19 protein-coding genes are annotated in these 20,443 nt (G+C 67.4%); 13 read left to right on the top strand and 6 right to left on the bottom strand.

Annotated elements, in window-relative coordinates:
• Nucleotides 1–33 precede the first annotated feature (33 nt).
• The 3 genes from GV161_RS12255 to GV161_RS12245 all read right to left on the bottom strand — a co-directional run bounded on the left by GV161_RS12255 (nt 34) and on the right by GV161_RS12245 (nt 2,336).
• Complete coding sequence (locus GV161_RS12255; protein ID WP_152016003.1) at nt 34–777, bottom strand: ABC transporter ATP-binding protein; 744 nt, start codon at nt 775–777, stop codon at nt 34–36.
• Nucleotides 767–1,531 (bottom strand): ABC transporter ATP-binding protein, encoded by a 765-nt coding sequence (locus GV161_RS12250; protein ID WP_152016004.1) that lies wholly within the window; start codon nt 1,529–1,531, stop codon nt 767–769. The genes GV161_RS12255 and GV161_RS12250 overlap by 11 nt, the downstream gene beginning before the upstream one ends.
• Nucleotides 1,532–1,700: 169 nt before the next feature.
• Nucleotides 1,701–2,336: a TetR/AcrR family transcriptional regulator gene (locus GV161_RS12245; protein WP_152016005.1), complete on the bottom strand. Its 636-nt coding sequence runs from the start codon at nt 2,334–2,336 to the stop codon at nt 1,701–1,703.
• 195 nt (nt 2,337–2,531) lie between these two features.
• Here GV161_RS12245 and GV161_RS12240 point away from each other — a divergent pair, with 195 nt between their 5' ends.
• From GV161_RS12240 to GV161_RS12230, 3 genes are read left to right on the top strand one after another with little or no spacing between them, the layout of a single operon-like run.
• Nucleotides 2,532–2,993 (top strand): (2Fe-2S)-binding protein, encoded by a 462-nt coding sequence (locus GV161_RS12240; protein ID WP_152016006.1) that lies wholly within the window; start codon nt 2,532–2,534, stop codon nt 2,991–2,993.
• A 2-nt stretch (nt 2,994–2,995) separates the two neighbouring features.
• Entirely contained in the window at nt 2,996–5,170 is a 2,175-nt protein-coding gene (locus GV161_RS12235) for a xanthine dehydrogenase family protein molybdopterin-binding subunit (protein ID WP_152016007.1), read from the top strand.
• On the top strand, nt 5,170–5,790 hold the full coding sequence (locus GV161_RS12230; protein ID WP_152016008.1) for an Isoquinoline 1-oxidoreductase subunit: 621 nt from the start codon (nt 5,170–5,172) through the stop codon (nt 5,788–5,790). Before GV161_RS12235 ends, GV161_RS12230 begins: the two co-directional genes overlap by 1 nt.
• A gap of 4 nt (nt 5,791–5,794) precedes the next feature.
• Here the strand turns inward: GV161_RS12230 and GV161_RS12225 are convergent, their stop codons facing one another.
• The gene (locus GV161_RS12225; RefSeq protein WP_152016009.1) at nt 5,795–7,249 is read right to left on the bottom strand and encodes an AMP nucleosidase; all 1,455 of its coding nucleotides are present in this window, start codon (nt 7,247–7,249) and stop codon (nt 5,795–5,797) included.
• 110 nt (nt 7,250–7,359) lie between these two features.
• On the opposite strand from GV161_RS12225, the gene GV161_RS12220 reads away from it, so the two are divergent.
• The 3 genes from GV161_RS12220 to GV161_RS12210 are packed head-to-tail and all read left to right on the top strand — an operon-like array spanning nt 7,360 to nt 8,907.
• The gene (locus GV161_RS12220; RefSeq protein WP_159650238.1) at nt 7,360–8,019 is read left to right on the top strand and encodes a GntR family transcriptional regulator; all 660 of its coding nucleotides are present in this window, start codon (nt 7,360–7,362) and stop codon (nt 8,017–8,019) included.
• Nucleotides 8,019–8,501, top strand: coding sequence for an OsmC family protein (locus tag GV161_RS12215; RefSeq protein WP_152016011.1), 483 nt, complete (start codon nt 8,019–8,021; stop codon nt 8,499–8,501). The genes GV161_RS12220 and GV161_RS12215 overlap by 1 nt, the downstream gene beginning before the upstream one ends.
• A 28-nt stretch (nt 8,502–8,529) precedes the next feature.
• Complete coding sequence (locus tag GV161_RS12210) at nt 8,530–8,907, top strand: nuclear transport factor 2 family protein (protein ID WP_152016012.1); 378 nt, start codon at nt 8,530–8,532, stop codon at nt 8,905–8,907.
• A 9-nt stretch (nt 8,908–8,916) separates the two neighbouring features.
• Here GV161_RS12210 and GV161_RS12205 read toward each other — a convergent pair whose 3' ends face one another.
• Nucleotides 8,917–10,134, bottom strand: a complete 1,218-nt coding sequence (locus GV161_RS12205; RefSeq protein ID WP_152016013.1) for a glycosyltransferase — start codon at nt 10,132–10,134, stop codon at nt 8,917–8,919.
• Nucleotides 10,083–10,592 carry a MarR family transcriptional regulator gene (locus tag GV161_RS12200; protein WP_244624179.1) on the bottom strand — a complete coding sequence of 170 codons (510 nt, stop codon included), beginning with the start codon at nt 10,590–10,592 and terminating at the stop codon, nt 10,083–10,085. Before GV161_RS12200 ends, GV161_RS12205 begins: the two co-directional genes overlap by 52 nt.
• A 434-nt stretch (nt 10,593–11,026) precedes the next feature.
• On the opposite strand from GV161_RS12200, the gene GV161_RS12195 reads away from it, so the two are divergent.
• From GV161_RS12195 to GV161_RS12165, 7 genes are all read left to right on the top strand, one after another.
• On the top strand, nt 11,027–12,766 hold the full coding sequence (locus tag GV161_RS12195; protein ID WP_152016015.1) for a type I secretion system permease/ATPase: 1,740 nt from the start codon (nt 11,027–11,029) through the stop codon (nt 12,764–12,766).
• Nucleotides 12,763–14,118 carry an HlyD family type I secretion periplasmic adaptor subunit gene (locus GV161_RS12190; protein ID WP_152016016.1) on the top strand — a complete coding sequence of 452 codons (1,356 nt, stop codon included), beginning with the start codon at nt 12,763–12,765 and terminating at the stop codon, nt 14,116–14,118. The genes GV161_RS12195 and GV161_RS12190 overlap by 4 nt, the downstream gene beginning before the upstream one ends.
• A gap of 313 nt (nt 14,119–14,431) precedes the next feature.
• Complete coding sequence (locus tag GV161_RS12185; protein WP_152016017.1) at nt 14,432–15,226, top strand: calcium-binding protein; 795 nt, start codon at nt 14,432–14,434, stop codon at nt 15,224–15,226.
• A 69-nt stretch (nt 15,227–15,295) separates the two neighbouring features.
• The gene (locus GV161_RS12180) at nt 15,296–17,596 is read left to right on the top strand and encodes a glycosyltransferase (protein WP_152016018.1); all 2,301 of its coding nucleotides are present in this window, start codon (nt 15,296–15,298) and stop codon (nt 17,594–17,596) included.
• Entirely contained in the window at nt 17,593–18,426 is an 834-nt protein-coding gene (locus tag GV161_RS12175) for a class I SAM-dependent methyltransferase (protein ID WP_152016019.1), read from the top strand. The genes GV161_RS12180 and GV161_RS12175 overlap by 4 nt, the downstream gene beginning before the upstream one ends.
• Nucleotides 18,423–19,676, top strand: a complete 1,254-nt coding sequence (locus tag GV161_RS12170; protein WP_152016020.1) for a glycosyltransferase family 4 protein — start codon at nt 18,423–18,425, stop codon at nt 19,674–19,676. Before GV161_RS12175 ends, GV161_RS12170 begins: the two co-directional genes overlap by 4 nt.
• On the top strand, nt 19,673–20,440 hold the full coding sequence (locus GV161_RS12165) for a hypothetical protein (RefSeq protein ID WP_152016021.1): 768 nt from the start codon (nt 19,673–19,675) through the stop codon (nt 20,438–20,440). The genes GV161_RS12170 and GV161_RS12165 overlap by 4 nt, the downstream gene beginning before the upstream one ends.
• The last annotated feature ends 3 nt before the right edge of the window (nt 20,441–20,443 follow it).

The raw sequence follows: 20,443 nt of genomic DNA, 5'->3' as shown, positions 1-20,443 counted from the left end.
TGAATTGCGACGGTTCTTGTTGGACGCCCTGCGTCAGACTCCGAGATAGCTGTGGAGCTTGTCGATATTGGCGTCGAGTTCTGCATTCGGGATCATGTCGATGACCTTGCCCTGCTCGACGACGTAGTGGCGGTCGGCGACGGTCTGGGCGAAGCGGAAGTTCTGCTCGACCAGGACGATGGTGAAACCCTGGCTCTTGAGCATGCGGATGGTGGCGCCGATCTGGTCGATGATGACAGGCGCCAACCCTTCGGTCGGCTCGTCGAGCAGCAGCAGGTTGGCGCCGGTGCGCAGGATGCGCCCGATCGCCAGCATCTGCTGCTCGCCGCCCGAGAGCTTGGTGCCCTGGCTCTTCAGCCGCTCCTTGAGGTTGGGGAAGAGCGTGAAGATCTGCTCGACCGGCAGGCCGCCCGGCTTCACCTGCGGCGGCAGCATCAGGTTCTCCTCGACCGAGAGGGTCGAGTAGATGCCGCGTTCCTCCGGGACATAGCCGATGCCGAGCCGGGCGATGGCGCGCGAGGGCAGCCCGATCGTCTCCTGCCCGGCGAAGGTGACCGAACCCTTGCGCTTGCCGATCACGCCCATGATCGACTTCAGCGTCGTGGTCTTGCCGGCGCCGTTGCGGCCGAGCAGCGTCACCACCTCGCCCTCGCCGACGTCGAGCTCGACACCATGCAGGACATGGCTCTCGCCATACCAGGCCTCGAGCCCGCGCACGGCGAGCAAGGGCTTGCCGCCGGCCACCGCCGGGCGCTCCCGCACGGCTTCAGTGACCATGGCCGACCCCCGATCCGATATAGGCTTCGACCACGCGCGGATCCTTCGAGACGGATGCATAATCGCCCTCGGCCAAAACCTGGCCACGGGCGAGCACGGTGATGCGGTCGCAGAGCGCGGCGACAACCGAGAGATTGTGCTCGACCATCAGAATGGTGCGATTGGCCGAGACCTTGCGGATCAGCGCCTCGATCCGGTCGATGTCCTCGCGGCCCATGCCGGCCATCGGCTCGTCGAGCAGCAGCATCTCGGGATCGAGCGCCAATGTCGTCGCGATCTCCAGCGCGCGCTTGCGGCCATAGGAGAGCTCTCCCGCCGGCAGCTCGGCGAAGGCCGAGAGTCCGACCGCGTCGACCAGGCGCAGCGCCTCCGCATCGAGCGGGGACAGCGCCCGCTCGGAGCGCCAGAAGTCGAAATTGTCGCCGCGCTTGCGCTGCAAGGCGACGCGGACATTGGTCTTGACCGAGAGCTGCGGGAACACCGCCGAAATCTGGAAGGAGCGCACCAGCCCGAGCCTGGCGATCTCCGCCGGCTTCTCGCGAGTGATATCGCGGCCGTTATAGACGATCTGCCCGCGCGTCGGCGGCAGGAACTTGGTCAACAGGTTGAAGCAAGTGGTCTTGCCTGCCCCGTTCGGTCCGATCAAAGCGTGAATCGAGCCACGACGAACCTTCAGATCAACGCCGTTGACAGCTGTGAAGCCGGCAAATTCTTTCGTCAGGCCTGAGGTCGAGAGAATAGTATCCTCAGACATCCCTGGATAACCTTGCCCATTGTTCGATTGTTCGTTTCCCGGGCGGCATGCTGCACCGCGCATATCGCCCATGTCAACGGCGCGGGCGTGCGCAGAACCCCATACAGAGCCCGCGAAGCAACCGCCGCTAGACGAAAGGCTTAAGCACAAGAGCCGGCTTGCGCTGCAATCAGCTTCGTGCCGGCGCGTCCAGCGCAACCGCAGCCGCAAACACCGCCGCGACCTCGCGCAGCCGGACGAGATAATGCTCGCAGGAAGGCTGCTCGCCATATTTCGCACCGGCGGCGGCGCGGACCAGCGTGGCGATCAAGGTCTCCAGTGGAAGGCCGCTGCGCGCGATCGCGATCTCGCCGCGGGCCGCCGCATCCTCGAAGAGCTGCCGGGCGAAGCTGACGAAGATCGTCTCGAAGGCGGCGAGCTCGGCTCCGGCGATGGCGAGCATCACCGCCTTGAGCTCGCCGAGATGCTCGCCGGCGCTGAAGGCACTGAAGGCGGTCCCGTGATGAGCTTCCATCAGCGCAGCCAGCCGATGGGCGAACGGGCCGGGCGTCGCCAGGGCCTCGCGGCAACGTGTCTCGACACGGCCGCCGAGGCCCGCGAGCATGGCCCGGAAGACGTCGTCCTTGCCCTTGAAGTGGAGGTAGAGCGTGGCGCGGGCGACCCCGGTCTCGCGCGCGATGTCGTCCATCGAGGTGCGCTTGTAGCCATAGCGGGCGAACAGGCGCAGCGCCGCCTCCGCGATCTGCTCGATGCGGCCCTTGCCGTCCTCTGCGGACGCTACGGAACTTTCGCTGCGGTCGCTCATTTGCAGTCTTGACAGAATCCAAACTGTCGGCGACCATTCTAGTTAGACGCAAAACGTCTAACTCGTCTAGTCGCGCGACCCAGACGACGGATCACCGCCCGCCTTCTGATATGTCAGAACGGGCCTTCGAGCGAGCCTCGATCCGGCAGCCCTGGTGCCGCGCTGTGTCATGCCCAGCGAGCCAGAGAGGCAGCCATGGCCCATACCATCACAGTCAACGGAACGCGCCACAGCGTCGATGTCGACGACGACACCCCATTGCTCTGGGTGCTGCGCGACACTCTGCAGCTGACCGGCACCAAGTTTGGCTGCGGCGTCGCGCAATGCGGCGCCTGCACCGTCTATATGGACGGCCAACCGCTGCGCTCCTGCTCCATGCCCGTCTCCGCCATCGGCGAAGCGAAGATCACCACGATCGAAGCGCTTTCCGGCAAGGAGGCAGAAGCCGTGCAGGCCGCCTGGGTCAAGCACGACGTGCCGCAATGCGGCTACTGCCAGTCCGGCCAGGTGATGAGTGCGATCGCGCTGCTCAAGGAGATCCGCAAGCCGACCGACCGCGACATCGACCTCGCGATGAACGGCAATCTCTGCCGCTGCGCGACCTATGTCCGCATCCGCGCCGCGATCCACGACGCCGCGCGCACGCTGGAGGGCTGACCATGACCGTGCACGACATCTCCCTTTCGCGCCGCAACCTCCTGAAGGGCGCCGGCGCGCTCGTCATCGGCATGAGCCTGCCGCAGGCCGGCCGGGCGCAATCGGGCGCGGCCCAGGTGTTCAAGCCGGGCGGCACGGCTGCCTTCGCGCCGAACGCCTTCGTCCGCATCGCTGCCGACGACACCGTGACGGTGCTGGTCAAGCATATCGAGTTCGGCCAGGGCCCGTTCACCGGCCTCGCCACGCTCGTCGCCGAGGAGCTCGACGCCGACTGGGCCCAGATGCGGGCCGAGCACGCGGTCTCCGATCCCAAGCTCTATGCCAACCTCGCCTTCGGCATCCAGGGCACCGGCGGCTCGACCGCGATCGCCAATTCCTATGAGCAGATGCGCAAGGCCGGCGCGACCGCCCGCGCCATGCTGGTGCAGGCGGCAGCAGAGGCCTGGAAGGTCCCTGCGGCCGAGATCAGCGTCGAGAAGGGCGTGCTGAAGCATGCCTCCGGCAAGCAAGGGCGCTTCGGCGAATTCGCCGAGGCGGCGTCGAAGCTGCAGGCGCCCGCCGAGGTCAAGCTCAAGGATCCCGCGCAGTTCAGGCTGATCGGCAAGGAGGGCGCGACGCCTCGTCTCGACAGCAAGGGCAAGTCGACCGGCACGGCGCAGTTCACCATCGACATCCATACGCCGGAGATGCTGACGGTCGTCGTCGCCAGGCCGCCGCGCTTCGGCGGCAAGGTCGCGTCCTTCGACGCGACCGAGGCCAAGAAGGTCAAGGGCGTCGTCGACATCAAGCAGATTCCGTCGGGCGTCGCCGTCTATGCGACCGGGACCTGGCCGGCGCTGAAGGGGCGCGAGGCGCTGAAGGTCACCTGGGACGAAAGCGGCGCCGAGAAGCGCGGCAGCCGCGAGCTCTTCGCCGAATATCGCAAGCTCGCGCGGACGGAAGGGACCATCGCCGGCAAGCACGGCGATGCCGAAGCGGTGCTCGCCAAGGCCGAGAAGGTGATCGAGGCGGAATACGCCTTCCCCTATCTGGCGCATGCGCCGATGGAGCCGCTCGACGGTTATCTCGAATGGAATGCGCAAGGAGCGCTCGCCCGCCTCGGCAGCCAACTCCAGACCATCGACCATCAGGTCATCGCCAAGGTGCTCGGCCTCGGACCGGAGAAGGTCACGGTCGAGACCATGCTGGGCGGCGGCAGCTTCGGCCGGCGCGCGCAGCCGAGTTCCGAGCTTGCGGTCGAACTTGCCGAAGTCGCCAAGGCGATCGGCCCGAACCGGCCGGTCAAGCTGGTACGCACCCGCGAGGACGATCTCTCCGGCGGCTATTACCGCCCGCTCTTCCTGCATCGCCTGCGCGGCGCGGTGAAGGACGGCAAGATCACCGCCTGGAGCGCCTCGCTCGTCGGCCAGTCCTTCCTGAAGGGCTCGCCTTTCGAGGCGATGATCAAGGACGGCATCGACCCGGTGATGGTCGAGGGCGCCAACGAGCTGCCCTATGAGATCGCCGATTTCCGCTGCGGCCTGCACACCGTCGATGTCGGCGTGCCGACCCTGTGGTGGCGCTCGGTCGGCCACACCCATACCGGCTATGCGGTCGAATGCTTCATCGATCAGTTGTTGCAGGCGGCGGGTCAGGACCCGGTCGCCGGGCGGCTCGCCCTGATGGGCAAGCAGCAGCGCCTCGCCAATGTGCTGAAAGCCGTCGCTGACCTCGCCAAATGGAACGGACCCGGCCCGGTCAACGGACGCGCCCGCGGCGTCGGCGTGGTCGAGAGCTTCGGATCCTATGTGGCGCAGATCGCCGAGGTCTCGCTCGGCGAGGGCGGCGAGCCCCGGGTGCACAAGGTCTGGTGCGCGGTCGATTGCGGCGTCGCGGTCAATCCCGACATCATCCGCGCCCAGATGGAGGGCGGCATCGGCTTCGGCCTCGGCCATGCCCTCTATGGCGAGCTGACGCTCGACCAGGGCAAGCCGGTCCAGGGCAATTTCGACAGCTACCGCTCGCTGCGGATCAACGAGATGCCGGAGGTCGAGGTCAGGATCGTGCCCTCGACCGAGAAGCCGACCGGCGTCGGCGAGCCCGGCGTGCCGCCGATCGGCCCTGCTGTCGCCAATGCGCTGGCGCGGCTCGGGCGCGAGCGGCCGCTGTCGCTGCCGATGGTCGGAGGGACCGTGTGATGCGATCGATCGCTCTCGCCACGGCGGCTGCCGCCGTCACCCTGCTGCTCGGCAGCGCCTTGACGCTGGCGCAGACCGCGCCGGCACCGGGTGGGGCGGCCTTACGCCCCGCCGCCAGCTTCGCTGGCGTCGCCAATCAGCGCGACCGCTCGGTCGCGCTGTTCACCGAGATCGGCAAGGTGCTGCAGCATCCGCGCTGCATGAACTGCCATCCGGCGACGGAGCGGCCGCGCCAGAGCGATGCGAGGCGGCTGCACCAGCCGATGGTGGTGCGCGGCAAGGACGGGCATGGCGCGCCCGGCCTCGCCTGCACCACCTGCCACGGCAAGCAGAACTTCGACCCGGCCGGCATCCCCGGCGATGGCCATTGGGCGCTGGCTCCGGCCTCGATGGCCTGGGAAGGCAAGACGCTCGGCCAGATCTGCGAGCAGCTCAAGGACCAGAACCGCAATGGCAGCCGCGACCTCGCCGCGATCGTCAAGCACGTCACCTCGGACACGCTGGTGCTCTGGGCCTGGAACCCCGGCAAGGGCCGCCAGCCGGCTCCGGGGACCAATGCGCAGTTCGGCGAATTGATGCAGGCCTGGGCCGATAGCGGAGCGGCCTGCCCGGCGGGGTAGGCTCCTAGCGGAACGGCGGCTCGTCGAAGCTCCTGAGCTTGCGCGAATGGATCGACGAGCCGGCTTTCTTGAGCTTCTCGAGCGCGGCGAGGCCGATCTTGAGGTGCTCGCCGACGGCGCGCTCGTAGAAGGCGTTGGCGGCGCCGGGCAGCTTGATCTCACCGTGCAGCGGCTTGTCGGAGACGCAGAGCAAGGTGCCGTAGGGCACGCGCAGGCGATAGCCCTGTGCCGCGATCGTGCCGGACTCCATGTCAACCGCAATGGCGCGCGACAGGTTGATGCGCTTGCGCTCCTTGCTCCAGCGCAGCTCCCAATTGCGATCGTCCTGCGTCACGACGGTGCCGGTGCGCAGGCGCTGCTTCAGCCGGTCGCCCTTCTCACCGGTGACTTCGGCCGCCGCCTCTTGCAACGCAACCTGGACCTCCGCCAGCGCCGGGACCGGCACATCGGGCGGCACCAACTCGTCCAGAATGCCGTCCTGGCGGAGATAGGCGTGGGCGAGGACGTAATCGCCGATGATCTGCGTCTGGCGCAGGCCACCGCAATGGCCGACCATCAGCCAGCAATTGGGCCTGAGCACCGCGAGATGGTCAGTGATATTCTTGGCATTGGAGGGGCCGACGCCGATATTGACCAAAGTGACGCCCTCGCCGCTCGAACGGATCAGGTGATAGGCCGGCATCTGGAAGCGGTGCCAGGGCGCCGACATCACCCGTTCGGCGGCGCTGACGTCGATACCGTCGCGATCGATGCGGATACCGCCCGGCGCGACGAGCGCCTCTGCGGTCCCCGCCTCGATCTCGGCCAGGGCCAGCCGGACGAACTGGTCGACATAGCGATGGTAGTTGGTCAGCAGCACCCAGGGCTGCACGGCGCGCCAGTCGGTGCCGGTGTAGTGAACCAGCCGGCGCAGTGAGTAATCCACCCGGACCGCATCGAAGAGCGAGAGCGGGCGCGGCTCGCCCTCGACGATCTCGAAGGTGCCGTCGGCGATCTCGTCGCCGACCAACGCCAGCAGCGGCGTCGGGAAGTGCCGGGCGAGCTCAGCGGCCGTGACCGTGCCGCGGCCGAGCTCGTCGCCGCCGTCGAGCGCGTAGGGGTAGGGAATCTCCTGGCTGCTGATTCCGGTCTCGATTGTCGCTCCGTACTCGTCGACCAGCGGCTGGAGCTGATCGAGCAGATAGGCGCGGAACTCGGCGGGCTGCGTCACCGTCGTCGAATAGATGCCCGGCGTGGCGAATTTCGCATAACCGCGCCGCGTCGCCGCCGGCAGCTTCGAGGGCTCGTAGGTGACGCGCAGCATCGGGTAGCGATAGAGCGCCCGCTCATCCGGCGTCGGCGGCTCGGCGGTGGTGAAGAAGCGCTGCAAATCGTCGCGCAGCGCCGTCCGGGCCTGCTCGTAGAGCAGCTCCAGCCGGTCGACGGCCTCCTGCGGGGTGGCGGCGATCTCGAATGTCATGCCCGAACGATCCTCTCGTTCGGGGTGCTTGTAACTGCGCCAGTGAGCCTCTGACAACAGCGCCGAAACGGGGCGCTTGCGGTCATGCAAGTTTTGGATACAATTATCCTATGATAACCTCCCAACTCGCCGCTGCCACGACCGCATCCGCCTTGGCCCAGCGCCTGCGCGAGGCGATCGATGCCGGCCGGTGGCGGCCGGGCGAACTGTTGCGGCAGGAGCAGATCGCAGCCGAATACGGCGTCAGCCGCATACCGGTGCGCGAAGCGTTGGCGCAGTTGCAGAGCGAGGGCCTGCTCGAGATCGCACATTATCGCGGCGCCCGCGTGAGCCGGCCGCAAGCACAGGAGATCGACGAACTGTTCGATCTCAGGCTGCTGGTCGAGGGCGACCTCCTGGCGCGGGCGCTCGGCCGGCACGACCAGCGCTCGCTGCGTGAACTGACGCGGCTGCAGGACAGGCTTGAGGACGCCGAGGACCGGCTTGGCTGGATTTCCGGCGACATCGCTTTCCACGAGGCGCTCTATGCGCCGGCCGAGCGCCCGCGCAGCCTTGCCCTGTTCCGGCAGCTGCGCGCGCCGATCGACCGCTTCAGCGCACAGGCGCTCGGCCCCGGGGCGCGCAAGCAGGGCTGGGCCGACGAACATCGCCGGCTGATCGCCGCGGTCGCGGCGGGCGATGCGGCCGCCGCCCAGACGATCCTCGAACAGCATTTGCAGGGGACGCGGGCGGTCGTGCTCGCGGCCTGCTCCGGAGAAGGAGAGAGTTGATGGCGACGCATGGCGCGACGATCACCTGGCAGCGCGGCGATGAGGCCTTTCTCGACAACCGCTACAGCCGCGCCCATCTCTGGCGCTTCGATGGCGGGCTGGAAGTGCCGGCTTCGAGCTCGCCGCATGTGGTGCGCGTGCCCTTCTCCAACCCGGCCAATGTCGATCCGGAGGAGGCCTACGTCGCGGCCCTATCGAGCTGCCACATGCTCTGGTTCCTCAATCTGGCGGCCCTGCGCGGCTACCGGGTGGACAGCTATGCCGATGCCGCCGAAGGCAAGATGCTGAAGAATGCCGACGGCAAGGAGTGGGTCGCAACGGTGACGCTGAAGCCGCATATCGTCTTCAGCGGACAGAAGGTGCCGGACGAGGCCGCCGTCGAAGCGCTGCATCACGACGCCCATGCCAACTGCTTCCTGGCCAATTCGGTACGCTCGGCTTTGGAGACGCATGGCAGCTGGGCCTATCAGAGCGCAGCCTGAGATCGGCACTGCATAGAAGGGATCGGCCATGTCGATCGAGGCGATCATCGACCGTTATTGCGAAGCCTGGTCCGATCCTGAGCCGGCAGCGCGCGCCGCCGCGCTAGCTGAAGTCTGGGCTGACGGCGGACGCTACACCGACCCGAGGGCCGATGCCCACGGCGCCGAGGCCCTGCTCGAACACATCGCCGGGGTGCTGGCGCAGCGCCCTGGCGCCCGCGTGGTCAGGACCAGCGCGGTCCAGCATCATCATGGCTTTGCCCGCTTCGCCTGGCGGGCGATCGAGGCCGACGGCACGACGCTGCCGGAAGGGCTCGACATCGCCGTTATCGGGGATGATGGCCGGATCACCCAGATCATCGGCTTCTTCGGACCATTGCCGTTGGACACGTCCACCGCCGGCTGAGCCAGCCGGCTACTGCGCCGCCAAGAGGTCGTCTTCGGCGACCAGCCGGCCGATGAAGCCGAGCTGGCGATCGACGCAAGCCTCGCGCTCATAGCGCGCAATCACCGTCTGGCGCGCCGCAGCGCGCAGCGGTGCGAGCTCGGCCTGCCTGTCGAGCACAGCGATGACTGTCTTCGCCAATCGCGCCTCGTCGAAGAAGGGGGCGAGCAGGCCGTTGGCGCCGTGGCGGATCACCTCCTGCACCGGCGGCGTCGCCGAGCCGACGACCAGCGCACCGCAGGCCATCGCTTCCAGCATCGACCAGGACAGCACGAAGGGGACGCTCAGATAGACATGGGCGGCCGAGACCTGGAACAGCCTGATCAGGTCGGCATGGGCAAGCCAGGGAATATGGACGATGCGATCGCCGAGGCCGGTCTCCTCCAGCATGACCTCGCGCCAGAGCTGCCCGTCCGGGCGCGGCCGGCCATAGCCCGGCCCGTCGCCGCCGACCGCGACGAAGACCACCTCGGGCCGTTCCTGCGCGATCCGGGCCGCGGCGCGCATGAATTGCGGATAGCCCCGATAGGGGTCGAGGTCGCGAGCGGCGAAGGTGACAACGGGATCGCCGGGACGAAGCACGCGCCCATCGGGCAGGGTGAACGCCGCCTGCGCGTCAGGCCGACAAAAATGGATGTCGATGCCGTCATGGCAGACGGCGATGCGCTGCTGCAGAGCCCGCGGGTATTGCAGCTGCTGCCAGCGCGTCGGCGCATAAGCGAAGTCGAGCGCCTGCAGCGTCACCAGCTGGGCGGCGTTGCGCATGCGGATGCGTCGCCGCTCGGCGTCCGGCACGGGGATGCCTATGTCGAAGTCGAGGTCGGAGCCGGCCGCGTTGTAGAAATACTCGCAATAGCCGATCAGCGGCACGCCCGGCATCGCGTCCTTGGCGAAGAGCATGCCACCCCAGCCGACATGGCCGAGGATCGCATCCGGCCGGTCGTGCCGGTGCAATCTGCTCAACTCGGCGGCAACCGCCTCGCCAGTGCGCACATGGTAGTCGGTGGCGGCCAGCGTCGCATGCGCGGTCGCCGGCTCGCCGACGGAATAAGCGATCTGCCTCACGCCCGGGCGATCCGGTTCAGGCTTCTCCGTCACCAGCGTGACCTCGCCACCCTCGGCGACGAGGCGCTGGATCAGGTGAGCGAACTGACCAGATCCTGAACGATGAACGAATAGGACGTGCATGAAGCCAGCAGGATCCCGCCATAACGCAGCGCATCGCCCCACCATTGTTCGAGGCGGCGCAGCGTATCGTGAGTGGTCTGGAGGTCGCCCTCGGTGTCGATATCCTGGCCCTGGCCGAACTGGCTGGTCTCATCGAGGAGCTTCAACCGCTCGACGAGAAGTTGCCCTTTCGGCGAGAGCGAGATCCGGGCGAGACGGCGGTCGCGCGGCGAGGCCCCCCGCTCCAGATAGCCGCTCTCGACCAGCTGCTTGAGGTTGTAGGAGGCGTTCGAGCCGACATAGTGGCCGCGGTCGAGCAGATCGCGCACCGCGATCTCGCCGGAGCCGATGGTGAACAGCACCATCACCTGCGAGGGCGAGATGTCGTCGACGCCGAGCTTGGTCAGCTCGAGCCTGAGATAGTCGAGGAAACGCCGGCTGACCCGCTCGACCATGCGGGCGAGGTCGAGCTGCGACACCGGCGCCCGCGCCGGTGCTGATTCGGCTTCGAGACGGCGGATGCCGTCGGGGGGATCTCCGTTGAAACCATTGCCTAGGAATCGAGCGCCATCATGGGGTTTTAGATGCATTCCCTACTCCGCCTGATCTCGAAATGAGCAGTCAGCCCTCCGAGCCCCTTCGGCTGACGAATAGCCTATACGCAAAGCACATGCCACCCCGAACCGAATGAGATTAAGATTTTATCGAACTGAACATAGTCATGAACTGTTTCAAAATTTGAAATTTAGCACGCTTCTGCCATATTCTCGGTAAATGCCGTTATTTCACAAGGCCTCATCTGTCATATTATAGACATGACTTATGTGGCACGCTTTTATAACGTTCAGAACCTGCCGTATCGGCATAGGCGTCGACGGCGCCATCTGATGGCCAGCCCCATTCGGAGACCTGCATGAAGGTTGCGACCCAGCCTGCCGACGTCCTGATTCGTGGTCTGCAGCGCGGCTTTGCCGGGGGGCTGGCCTATGCCGCCTTCCTCAGCTTCTGCGTCAACATCCTGCTGCTGACCGTGCCGATGTTCATGCTGCAGGTTCAGGACCGTGTCATCGTCAGCCGCAGCTATGACACGCTGACCATGCTGCTGGTGATCGCGGCCGGGGCGCTGGCGCTCTACGGTACGATCGAGTTCATCCGCTCGCTGACCTTCCAGGCGATGGCAAGCATCCTCGCCCGCCGGCTCAACCTGCCGGCGCTGCAGGCCGCCGTCTCGACCTCGCTGGAGAAGGGCTCCGGCCAGGCGACGCAGGCGATCCGCGATCTCAACGAGCTCCGCTACTTCATCGCGAGCTCGGCGATCGCGACGCCGCTGGAGGCGATGTGGTCGCCGATCTTCCTCGCCGTGCTCTTCGCCTTCCACTGGATCTACGGCCTCGTCGGTCTCGCCTCGCTGCTGATCCTGCTGCTGCTCGGCGTCGTCTCGGACATGCTGACGCGGCGGGCGCTGAAGGAGGCGAACGAGGAGGGCGTCGCCTCGATCAACGAGATCAGCGCCACCTTGCGCCATGCCGAGACGATCGAGGCGATGGGCATGCTGCCGGCCCTGTCCAGCCGCTGGCGGGCCAAGCAGATCGCCATGCTGGAGCATCTCGATCTCGGCACGCGCCGCGGCAAGTTCATCGCCGCCATCACCCGCGCCAGCCGCATGACCATGCAGCTCGCGATCTACGCGACCGGCGCCGTGCTGATCATCCGGCACGAGGTCACCGCCGGCACGCTGATGGCCGGCAGCATCCTGCTCGGCCGCCTGCTGGCACCGTTCGACTCGATGATCACCGACTGGCGGCAATGGGTGCTCGCCGCCGCGGCCTGGAAGCGCGTGCGCGACCTTCTGCAGTCGCAGAGTTCGCAGCGCCAGAGCGTGCCGACCCCGGCGACGCAGGGCGACCTCGTCATCGACCGGCTGGTCTACGCGCCCAGGGGCGGCGAGCAGACGGTGATCAAGGGCGTCTCCTTCACGCTCGAGCCGGGCGAGGTGCTCGGCCTGGTCGGGCCATCGGGAGCCGGCAAATCGACGCTGGCGCGCCTGATCGTCGGCGTGCTCAAGCCGAATGTCGGCGGCGTCTATCTCGACGGCCACAACACCTATCTGTGGGAGCGCGGCTCCTTCGGCGACATGGTCGGCTATCTCCCGCAATCGGTCTCGCTGCTCGACGGCACCATCGCCGAGAACATCGCCCGCATGCGCAAACCCGATCCGCATGCCATCCTGGAGGCGGCGCGGATCGCCGGCGTGCACGAGCTGATCGGCCGCCTGCCGCTCGGCTACGACACCAATGTCGCCGACAGCGATTTCAAATTGTCCGGCGGCCAGCGCCAGCGCATCGGCCTGGCGCGGGCGCTCTACGGCATGCCGCGCCTCGTCGTGCTCGACGAGCCCAACGCCAATCTCGACACCGAGGGCGAGCAGAGCCTGATCCGGGCGATCAACGCCGCCCGCGAGAGCGGCGCGATCGTGATCCTGATCGCGCACCGCCCCTCGGTGATGCAGATCGTCGACAAGATCCTGGTGCTGCGCGAGGGCCGCGTCGCCCAGTTCGGCCCACGCTCGGCGATCTCCGGCATGATCACGCCCGGCGGCGTGGTCGAGATCGAACAGGCAAAACCGGTCCCCACCCGCGAGGTGAGCGCATGAGCGAGCTTCCGATGCTGCGCCGGCCAGACCGTGCGCTCGTGCCGATGAAGATCGAGGCGGAGCCCGAGGAGCGCATGCCCTCGCTGCGCAACCTCGTCCTTGCCGGCGTCGCCGCGGTGGCGATCGGCTTCGGCGGCTTCGGCGCCTGGGCGGTGACGGCGCGGCTCGACAATGCCGCTGTCGCGCAGGCGACCGTGATCGTCGACAGCCGGCGCAAGACTGTCAGCCATCTCGAAGGCGGCATCCTCAAGACCCTGCTCAAGGCGGAAGGCGAGCGCGTCTCGCAGAATGAGCCGCTGCTCAGGCTGGAGGACGCCCGTGCCCGCGCCGAGCTGCAGCAGCTCGAAGGCAAGCGCGTCGGCCTCGACGCCAGGCTCGCCCGTCTGCGCGCCGAGCAGAGCGATGCGACGCAGATCGACTTCCCGGATGACATCGAGAATGCGCGGACGCCGATCGCACGCGAGGTGGTCAATGCCGAGCGCGCTCTCTTCCGCGCCCGCGCCCAAGTCTACGACGGCAAGACCCGCATCCAGCAGCGCGTGATCGAGCAGCACCAGGCCGAATCCGAGGCGCTGCAAGCGCAGATCGACGCCGTGCGCAACCAGCGCACGCTGATCGACGACGAGGTGAAGACGATCGCCGAGCTCTATGAGAAGCGCTATGCCAAGCGCTCCCAGCTCGTCGAGCTGCAGACCCGGCAGAGCGAGCTCACCGGCCGCGCCGGCGAGATGAAGGCACGCAAGGCCAAGGCCGAGCAGGCCGTCGCCGGCGCCGAGCTCGAGATCAAGGCGATCAGCCTCGATCGCCAGAGCGAGATCGCCAAGGATTTGCAGGACAGCCAGCTCCAGCTCTCGGAGGTGGTCGAGCGTATCGTCCAGGCGCAGGACGTGCTGCGCCGGCTGGTGGTGACCGCGCCGCAGGAAGGCATCGTCGCCAATATCCGTATGCGCACGGCCGGCAGCGTCGTCGCCGCGGGCGAGGCTATCCTCGACATCGTGCCCGAGCAGGAGCCGCTGGTCGTCGAGGCCAAGGTCGATCCGCGCGACATCGATTCGGTCCGGGTCGGCGCCGACACGCAGGTCAGACTCACCGCCTTCAACGCCCGGATCATGCCCCCGCTTCTGGCGAAGGTCAGCTATGTCGCAGCCGACCAGCTGATCGACGACAAGACCGGCAATGCCTTCTTCATCGTCCGCGCCGAGATCACGCCGCAGAGCCTGAAGGAGAACAAGGTGACGCTGCATGCCGGCATGGCGGCCGAGGTGCTGATCGTCAACGGCCGGCGTTTTGCGGCCGATTACCTGCTCTCGCCCATCCGCGACAGCTTCAACCGCGCCTTCAGGGAGGATTGAGCCCGGCCTGTCTGGCCGCCGGGATCGGACCGCATCGCCGGTCGATTCCAACTCGAAACAATATACTTCGAAATCCGTATCAAGTTCTTAGTATAATGCTCGTTTGAACAATATATAAAATGACATAAACTTTGCTGCATCGCAAAAAGGTCATAATATATTGCTTGATACGACACTCTTCTTGGCTACTCTCGCGAGCGTCGTACGATGGCGAACCTTTGGGTCGCCGTCGAAATCGCACCGTGACCCAGAACGAGCGGCGGACGTTCTCCGCATATCTGGTGGTGCTCTCTGATCACCGAGGAGGTGACGAATGGCCACGATCGAAGGCAGTGCATTCGATGATTTCTTGATTGGGACACGCTTCAGTGACGTGATCCTCGCCGGCGCCGGGGACGACATCGTCCATGGTGGCAACCAGGTGGACTCTCTCTTCGGCGAAGAGGGCGACGACCTGCTCTATGGCGACGGCGGCAACGACTTCCTGTCCGGCGGCGAGGGCAATGATGCGCTCTTCGGCGGCCAGGGTGACGACGTGCTCACCGGCGGCGAAGGCAATGACAGCCTGTTCGGCGGCGAGGGCGAGGACGTTCTCGACGGCGGCGCCGGCGACGACATCCTGCGCGGCAATGCCGGCGACGACGTGCTGCGTGGCGGCGACGGCGACGATCTGCTCCAGGGCGGGCCGGGCGACGACATCCTGCTCGGCGGCACGGGCAACGACGTCCTGCAGGGCGGCGCCGGCAGCGACGTGCTCGAAGGCGGCGCCGGCAACGACGTCCTTCAGGGCGGCGCGGGCGACGATCTGCTCTTCGCCGGCGCGGGTGACGACATCCTCTCCGGCGGCGCCGGCGACGACATCTTCATCTTCAATGGCGGCGGCGGCAACGACGTCGTGCTCGACTTCGATGCCGGCCACGACCTGCTGCAGATCTCGAGCGGCATCAACGGCACCGACATCGGCTCGGCCGAGGACGTGGCGGCGCGCGCCACCACCGTCGGCGGCAACGCCGTCATCGATCTCGGCAATGGCGACACCGTGACCATCGTCGGCGTCTCCGCCGAAGACATCCAGGCCGATCCGAACTCCTACTTCTCGGTCGCCTGACGAAAGCTGGCGCCGGCCGGATCACGGTCCGGCCGGCGCCTCCCCCTGCCCTTCCGGAACAGGTTCCTCATGCTCTCTCTTGCGCCCGCGCCGGCCACGGACGGCCTGAGCCCACAGCTGCATCTCTCCAGGCTGAGCGGCTCGGTTTTCCTGCTGAGCTGGACCATCGACGCTCCCGTGCTGTCGCGGCCGCGCATCGCGCTCGCTGCAGGGGAGAAGCGCCTCGCCTCGGGCTCGGTCGTCCTGCCTCTCGGCGATGGACGCCTGCGCGTCGTCGTCGTCTTCCGCCATGGCGGATCCGGTGAAGTCGTCGCGGCTCTGTCCGACGATCATCCGGGCGGCGACACCACTGCGCGTTTCGATCCCGATCTCGTCCATGGCATGGCCGATGCGGAGGATCTCGTCCGCGACGCGACGCCCGATGCGCGTCGCATGCTCGCCAACGCCCTGGTCGGCCATTGGCCGACGCTGTTCGGGCTCAGCCAGGCTGCCGGCTATCTCGGCTTCCTGCGCCAGTTCCTGCTGATCCTCGCCCGCAAGCCGTTAGCGGCGTCCCCGGTCGCCCGGCTCACCGAAGGCAAGGTCCTGCTGGAAACGACGGTTCCCGGCCGGCTCTCCGGCGTCCGCACCGCCTATCGACTTGATTCAGGTGGCCTCTCCCGCTTGCCCGGCCGGCCGCGGCTCGGCCGCGCCGATCGCGCCGGCAACCGGCCGCTGCACCTGATCATCGATGAATTCCCGCCGCAGGCCGGCGGCCTCCTGATCCTGCAGGCCGAATCCGGCCTGATCGTTCGGACCGTCGCCGCCCGCCAGGACATCCCTTCGCTCGGACGCTGGTGGGCCGGCAAGGCCAGCCAGCGCGACGGGTTGCGCAGCTGGCTCGTCGAGCAGCTTTCCGGCCTCTCCGAGCAGGGCCGCCTGCTGGCGATCGAGATGCAGAGGCGGCTGCCACTCGCGGCCCAGACCGTGCGCCGCAATGACGACCTGCCTTCGGCCGAGCTCGACCTCGCCGTCACCACCCCGGCCGGTTTGTTGCTGGGTGGCTGGTATCGCGATGCCGAGGGGCTGCTCGACGAGGTGCTGCTGCATCGCTCCGAGGGTGAGCCGACGCCGGTGCTCGAACGGCTGGACCATTTCCCCGCGCTGCTGCCCGCTGGCACCAATGGCGACGTCAAGCGCGCCATCGGCTTTGCAGCCCTGATCCCCGGCTATGCCGGTGGCGCGCCGGTGCTGCAGCCACGGGTCGAGCTCAAGCTGAAATCCGGCACCGTTCTGTCGCTGCGCCCCAATGCGCAGCCGGCAGACACCCTCGCCATCCGCGCCCGGGCGCTGGCCGCGATCCCGCCGCAGCATCTCACCGCGCAGATGCTGGAGCGGACGATCGCGCCGGTGCTGGCCGACTGCCAGGCGGCCTTGCGCCAGAGCCTGCCGGAGCCCCGCATCAAGAGCTTCGGCAAGGGGCCGGCGAGCCCGGCCGTCTCGGTGGTGATCCCGCTCTACCGCGTCTACGATTTCCTGCGCATTCAGGTCTGCGCCTTCGCCGCCGATCGCTGGTTCGTCGAGAAGGCCGAGCTGATCTATGTGCTCGATTCACCCGAGCATGAGGGCGAGGTCGCCCACCTCCTCGGCGGGCTCTTCCTCGCCTATGGGCTGCCGATGCAGCTCGTGGTGATGGGCCGCAATGGCGGCTTCTCGGCCGCCTGCAATGCCGGTGCGGCTGCCTCGCGCGGACAGGCTCTGGCGCTCGTCAATTCCGATGTCATCCCCGACAGCGAGGGCTGGCTGCCGGCGCTGTTGCAGCGGCTCGAGCCGCACCGGCGCACCGGCGCGGTCGGCCCCAAGCTGCTCTATGACGATGGCTCGCTGCAGCATGCCGGGCTCTACTTCAAGCGCGACAGTAAAGGCACCTGGCTCAACCATCATTACTTCAAGGGCATGCCGAGCGGCTATGCGCCGGCCAATGTCGAGCGGTCTGTGCCCGGCGTCACCGGCGCCTGCATCGTCATGACGCGGGCGCTGTTCATGGAGGTCGGCGGCTTCGACGACGCTTACGTGATCGGCGACTACGAGGACAGTGATCTCTGCCTCAAGATCGCCCGGGCCGGGCTCGGCATCGTCTATGTCCCGAGCGTGTCGCTCTATCACCTCGAGCGCCAGTCGATCTCGAAGAGCCTCGACTACACCCGCGGCGTCGCCTCGCAGCATAATTCCTGGCTCCAGACCAAGCGCTGGGACGGTGAGATCGGGGCGCTGATGGCGGCGATCGACAAGCCGGCGCCCCAGCAGCAATCCGCGCCGGCGCCGTCCTTGAGCCTCGATCCGGAATTCCTCCTCTCCCGCGCCAACCTCAGAAGGGCGACTGCGGCATGACGGCGACCCTCGCCCTGCGACAGACCACTTCAGAAGCAGCGCCCGCGATCTTGCCGGCGACGCCCGAACTCGCCTGGCTGTTGGCGCATGTCCAGACGAACCGGTTCCTGCCGCATCCGCCGCCGGATTCGATCTTCGTCGGCGACGGCGACTATCGCGCCATCGGCGCCGAGTTCCTCGGCCATTTCGTCCGGATCGGCCGGCTGCAGCCGCATGAGCGCGTCTTCGACATCGGTTGCGGCATCGGCCGCATGGCGGTGCCGCTGACGCAATATCTCGACCCCGAGCGCGGCAGCTATGACGGCGTCGATCCGGTGATGGACGGCATCCTCTGGTGCGCCCAGACGATCTCTCCGGCTTATCCGCGCTTCCGCTTCCAGCGCCTCGACATCGCCCACCCGCTCTACAACCCGCAGGGCTCGCTGCCGGGCAACGAGGTGCGCTTCGGCTTCGCCAACCAGAGCTTCGACTTCATCACCATGACCTCGGTGGCGACGCACCTGCCGCCGGACGAGCTGGTGGTCTACCTCAACGAAGTCGCGCGCCTGCTCGCCCCGGGCGGGCGGCTCTTCCTCACCGCCTTCGCGCTCGACGGCCAGAGCACCGGCCAGGAGCGCCTGAAGTTCCGGCGCTGGGGTGAGGGTCCCGGCTGGTATGCGATCGAGGAGGCGCCGCTGGCCGCCGCCGGCATCGACGCCGGCTTCCTGCTCGAACACGCGACGCAGGCCGGCCTCGCCGTCGAGCGGCTCGACCCCGGCCATTGGCGCGGCCACAGCGCGGCCCACTACCAGGATCTGCTGGTCGCGGTGAAATCGGGGGTTCAGCGATGAGCCGGCGCATCCTCGTCGTCGCCCATAACCACCCGGACCTGCATCCGGGCGGCACCGAGATCTTCGCGCATGACCTGGCGAGCGCCTATCGCGGCGAGGGCTGCGAGGTGCTCTTCCTCGGCGCGACCAATGCGATCCACCGCCAGCCGCATCCCGGCACCGCCTTCCAGGCAACCGGCCCGGATGGCGACCTGTTGCTGTGGAGCGGGCATTTCGATCGCTTCCATCTCAGCCAGATCGACCATTACGGCACCTTGCAGGATCTCGGTTCGCTGCTGATCGAATTCCGGCCGGACGTGATCCACATCCATCATCTCGTGCTGATCGGCGCCGAGTTCCTGGCGCTGGCGCGACGTCTGCTGCCGCAGGCGTCGATCGTGATGACGCTGCACGACTATTATTCGATCTGCCACCATGACGGGCTGATGGTGCGCACCGGCGACAAGCAGCGCTGCACCGGAGCTTCGCCAGCAAAATGCCATGGCTGTTTCCCGGAGATCGGCCCCGACCGCTTCCTGCTGCGCGAGCGCTTCCTGAAGACGCATCTCTCTGCCGTCGATCGCTTCGTTTCGCCGAGCCGCTTCCTGCGCCAGCGCTACATCGACTGGGGCCTGCCAAGCGAGAAGATCGAGGTGATCGCCAATGCGCGGCCGGCGCAGATGCCGGTGCCGCACCGGCACACCCATGGGGCGCGCAATCGTTTCGGCTATTTCGGCAATCTCAACCCGTGGAAAGGCGCGCTGCCGTTGCTGCAAGCGGCCAAGCTTCTGCGCGACGAGGGCGTTGACGGCTTCGAACTGCGCATCCATGGCGACGCGCCGTTCCAGAGCGAGGTCTTCACCACCGCACTCGACAAGGCGCTCGCAGAGGCAGGCGCCGAGGTCGTGCATTGCGGCCCCTATCGCCGCGACGAGATGTCAGCGCTGATGGCCGAGGTCGACTGGGTGGTGATGCCCTCGATCTGGTACGAGAACGCGCCCCTCGTCATCCAGGAAGCTTTCCAGCATCTGCGGCCCGTGATCGCCAGCAGTATCGGCGGCATGGCCGAGATGGTGCGCGACGGCATCGACGGGCTGCACGCCCGCCCGGGCGATCCGCGCCAGCTCGCGCAGGTCATGGCGCGCGCCGCGAGCGAGGATGGGCTCTGGCACCGCCTCGTCGACCGCATCGCGCCGCAACCCGGCATGGACGACTGCGCGCAGGCGCACCTTGCCCTGTTCGATCAACTCAAACTGGCGGAGGCGGCATGACCAGCATGACGACGATGCACAGTCCGGACAGTACCGTGAGCGAAGCGAGCGCGACCCCGGCAAAGCTCAACGGGCGCGTCGACGCGCTCGACGGCAACCGGCTGCATGGCTGGATCTGGGACGAGGCCCGTCCCGAGGAGCGGCTGACCGTGCGCCTGATGCGCAATGGCCTCAAGGTGCAGGAGGCTGTCGCCGACCAGGGCCGCATCGACCTGCGCCGCAACGGCATCGGCGACGGCCGGCACGCTTTCGCCATGGAGCTCGACGACCGCACCGCGGCGGCGCGCGAGGCGCTGACCATCGTCGGTATCTCACCGAGCACCGGCGCCGAGCTCGAATTGCGCCTGCCGCCGCCGGCGGAGCTCGCGGCGGAGGCGGCGATCGCCGTGCCGCTCGCCCGCTTCTTCGACCGGGTCGAGGCGCTGATCGCGCTGCAGCGACGCTCGCAGCTGGCCCAGAAGGAACTGCTCGACAAGGTCGGCGAGCTCGGCGTGCAGCTGGCGCAGCATCGCCAGCGCGAGGCCGAGGTGAGGCAATCCGAAGAGGTCGAGGGCAATGGTGCGATCGCGTCCCGTCTCGGCGAGATCGACGTCTTCCAGATGCGCTTCGACCAGACGCTGCGTGCCTTCGACGACCGGCTGGTCGCGATCCGCAAAGAGGCGAAAGCGCCGCTCCGGCAGGTCACCGTCGTGCTCGGCTTCCTCTCGGGGCTATCGGCAGTGCTCTCCTTCGTCACCCTCACCGTCATGCTGATGGGCAGGTGACGC

The sequence above is a fragment of the Bosea sp. 29B genome (assembly GCF_902506165.1).
Lineage (GTDB): Bacteria > Pseudomonadota > Alphaproteobacteria > Rhizobiales > Beijerinckiaceae > Allobosea.
The sequence above is the reverse complement of the archived record's forward strand: the minus strand, read 5'-3'. Positions and strand labels throughout refer to the sequence as shown.

Bases quoted from the DNA above. Each gene is read 5' to 3' on its own strand.
- GV161_RS12255 (WP_152016003.1), bottom strand. From the start codon at position 777: ATGGTCACTGAAGCCGTGCGGGAGCGCCCGGCGGTGGCCGGCGGCAAG.
- GV161_RS12250 (WP_152016004.1), bottom strand. From the start codon at position 1,531: ATGTCTGAGGATACTATTCTCTCGACCTCAGGCCTGACGAAAGAATTT.
- GV161_RS12245 (WP_152016005.1), bottom strand. From the start codon at position 2,336: ATGAGCGACCGCAGCGAAAGTTCCGTAGCGTCCGCAGAGGACGGCAAG.
- GV161_RS12240 (WP_152016006.1), top strand. From the start codon at position 2,532: ATGGCCCATACCATCACAGTCAACGGAACGCGCCACAGCGTCGATGTC.
- GV161_RS12235 (WP_152016007.1), top strand. From the start codon at position 2,996: ATGACCGTGCACGACATCTCCCTTTCGCGCCGCAACCTCCTGAAGGGC.
- GV161_RS12230 (WP_152016008.1), top strand. From the start codon at position 5,170: ATGCGATCGATCGCTCTCGCCACGGCGGCTGCCGCCGTCACCCTGCTG.
- GV161_RS12225 (WP_152016009.1), bottom strand. From the start codon at position 7,249: ATGACATTCGAGATCGCCGCCACCCCGCAGGAGGCCGTCGACCGGCTG.
- GV161_RS12220 (WP_159650238.1), top strand. From the start codon at position 7,360: ATGATAACCTCCCAACTCGCCGCTGCCACGACCGCATCCGCCTTGGCC.
- GV161_RS12215 (WP_152016011.1), top strand. From the start codon at position 8,019: ATGGCGACGCATGGCGCGACGATCACCTGGCAGCGCGGCGATGAGGCC.
- GV161_RS12210 (WP_152016012.1), top strand. From the start codon at position 8,530: ATGTCGATCGAGGCGATCATCGACCGTTATTGCGAAGCCTGGTCCGAT.
- GV161_RS12205 (WP_152016013.1), bottom strand. From the start codon at position 10,134: ATGCACGTCCTATTCGTTCATCGTTCAGGATCTGGTCAGTTCGCTCAC.
- GV161_RS12195 (WP_152016015.1), top strand. From the start codon at position 11,027: ATGAAGGTTGCGACCCAGCCTGCCGACGTCCTGATTCGTGGTCTGCAG.
- GV161_RS12190 (WP_152016016.1), top strand. From the start codon at position 12,763: ATGAGCGAGCTTCCGATGCTGCGCCGGCCAGACCGTGCGCTCGTGCCG.
- GV161_RS12185 (WP_152016017.1), top strand. From the start codon at position 14,432: ATGGCCACGATCGAAGGCAGTGCATTCGATGATTTCTTGATTGGGACA.
- GV161_RS12180 (WP_152016018.1), top strand. From the start codon at position 15,296: ATGCTCTCTCTTGCGCCCGCGCCGGCCACGGACGGCCTGAGCCCACAG.
- GV161_RS12175 (WP_152016019.1), top strand. From the start codon at position 17,593: ATGACGGCGACCCTCGCCCTGCGACAGACCACTTCAGAAGCAGCGCCC.
- GV161_RS12170 (WP_152016020.1), top strand. From the start codon at position 18,423: ATGAGCCGGCGCATCCTCGTCGTCGCCCATAACCACCCGGACCTGCAT.
- GV161_RS12165 (WP_152016021.1), top strand. From the start codon at position 19,673: ATGACCAGCATGACGACGATGCACAGTCCGGACAGTACCGTGAGCGAA.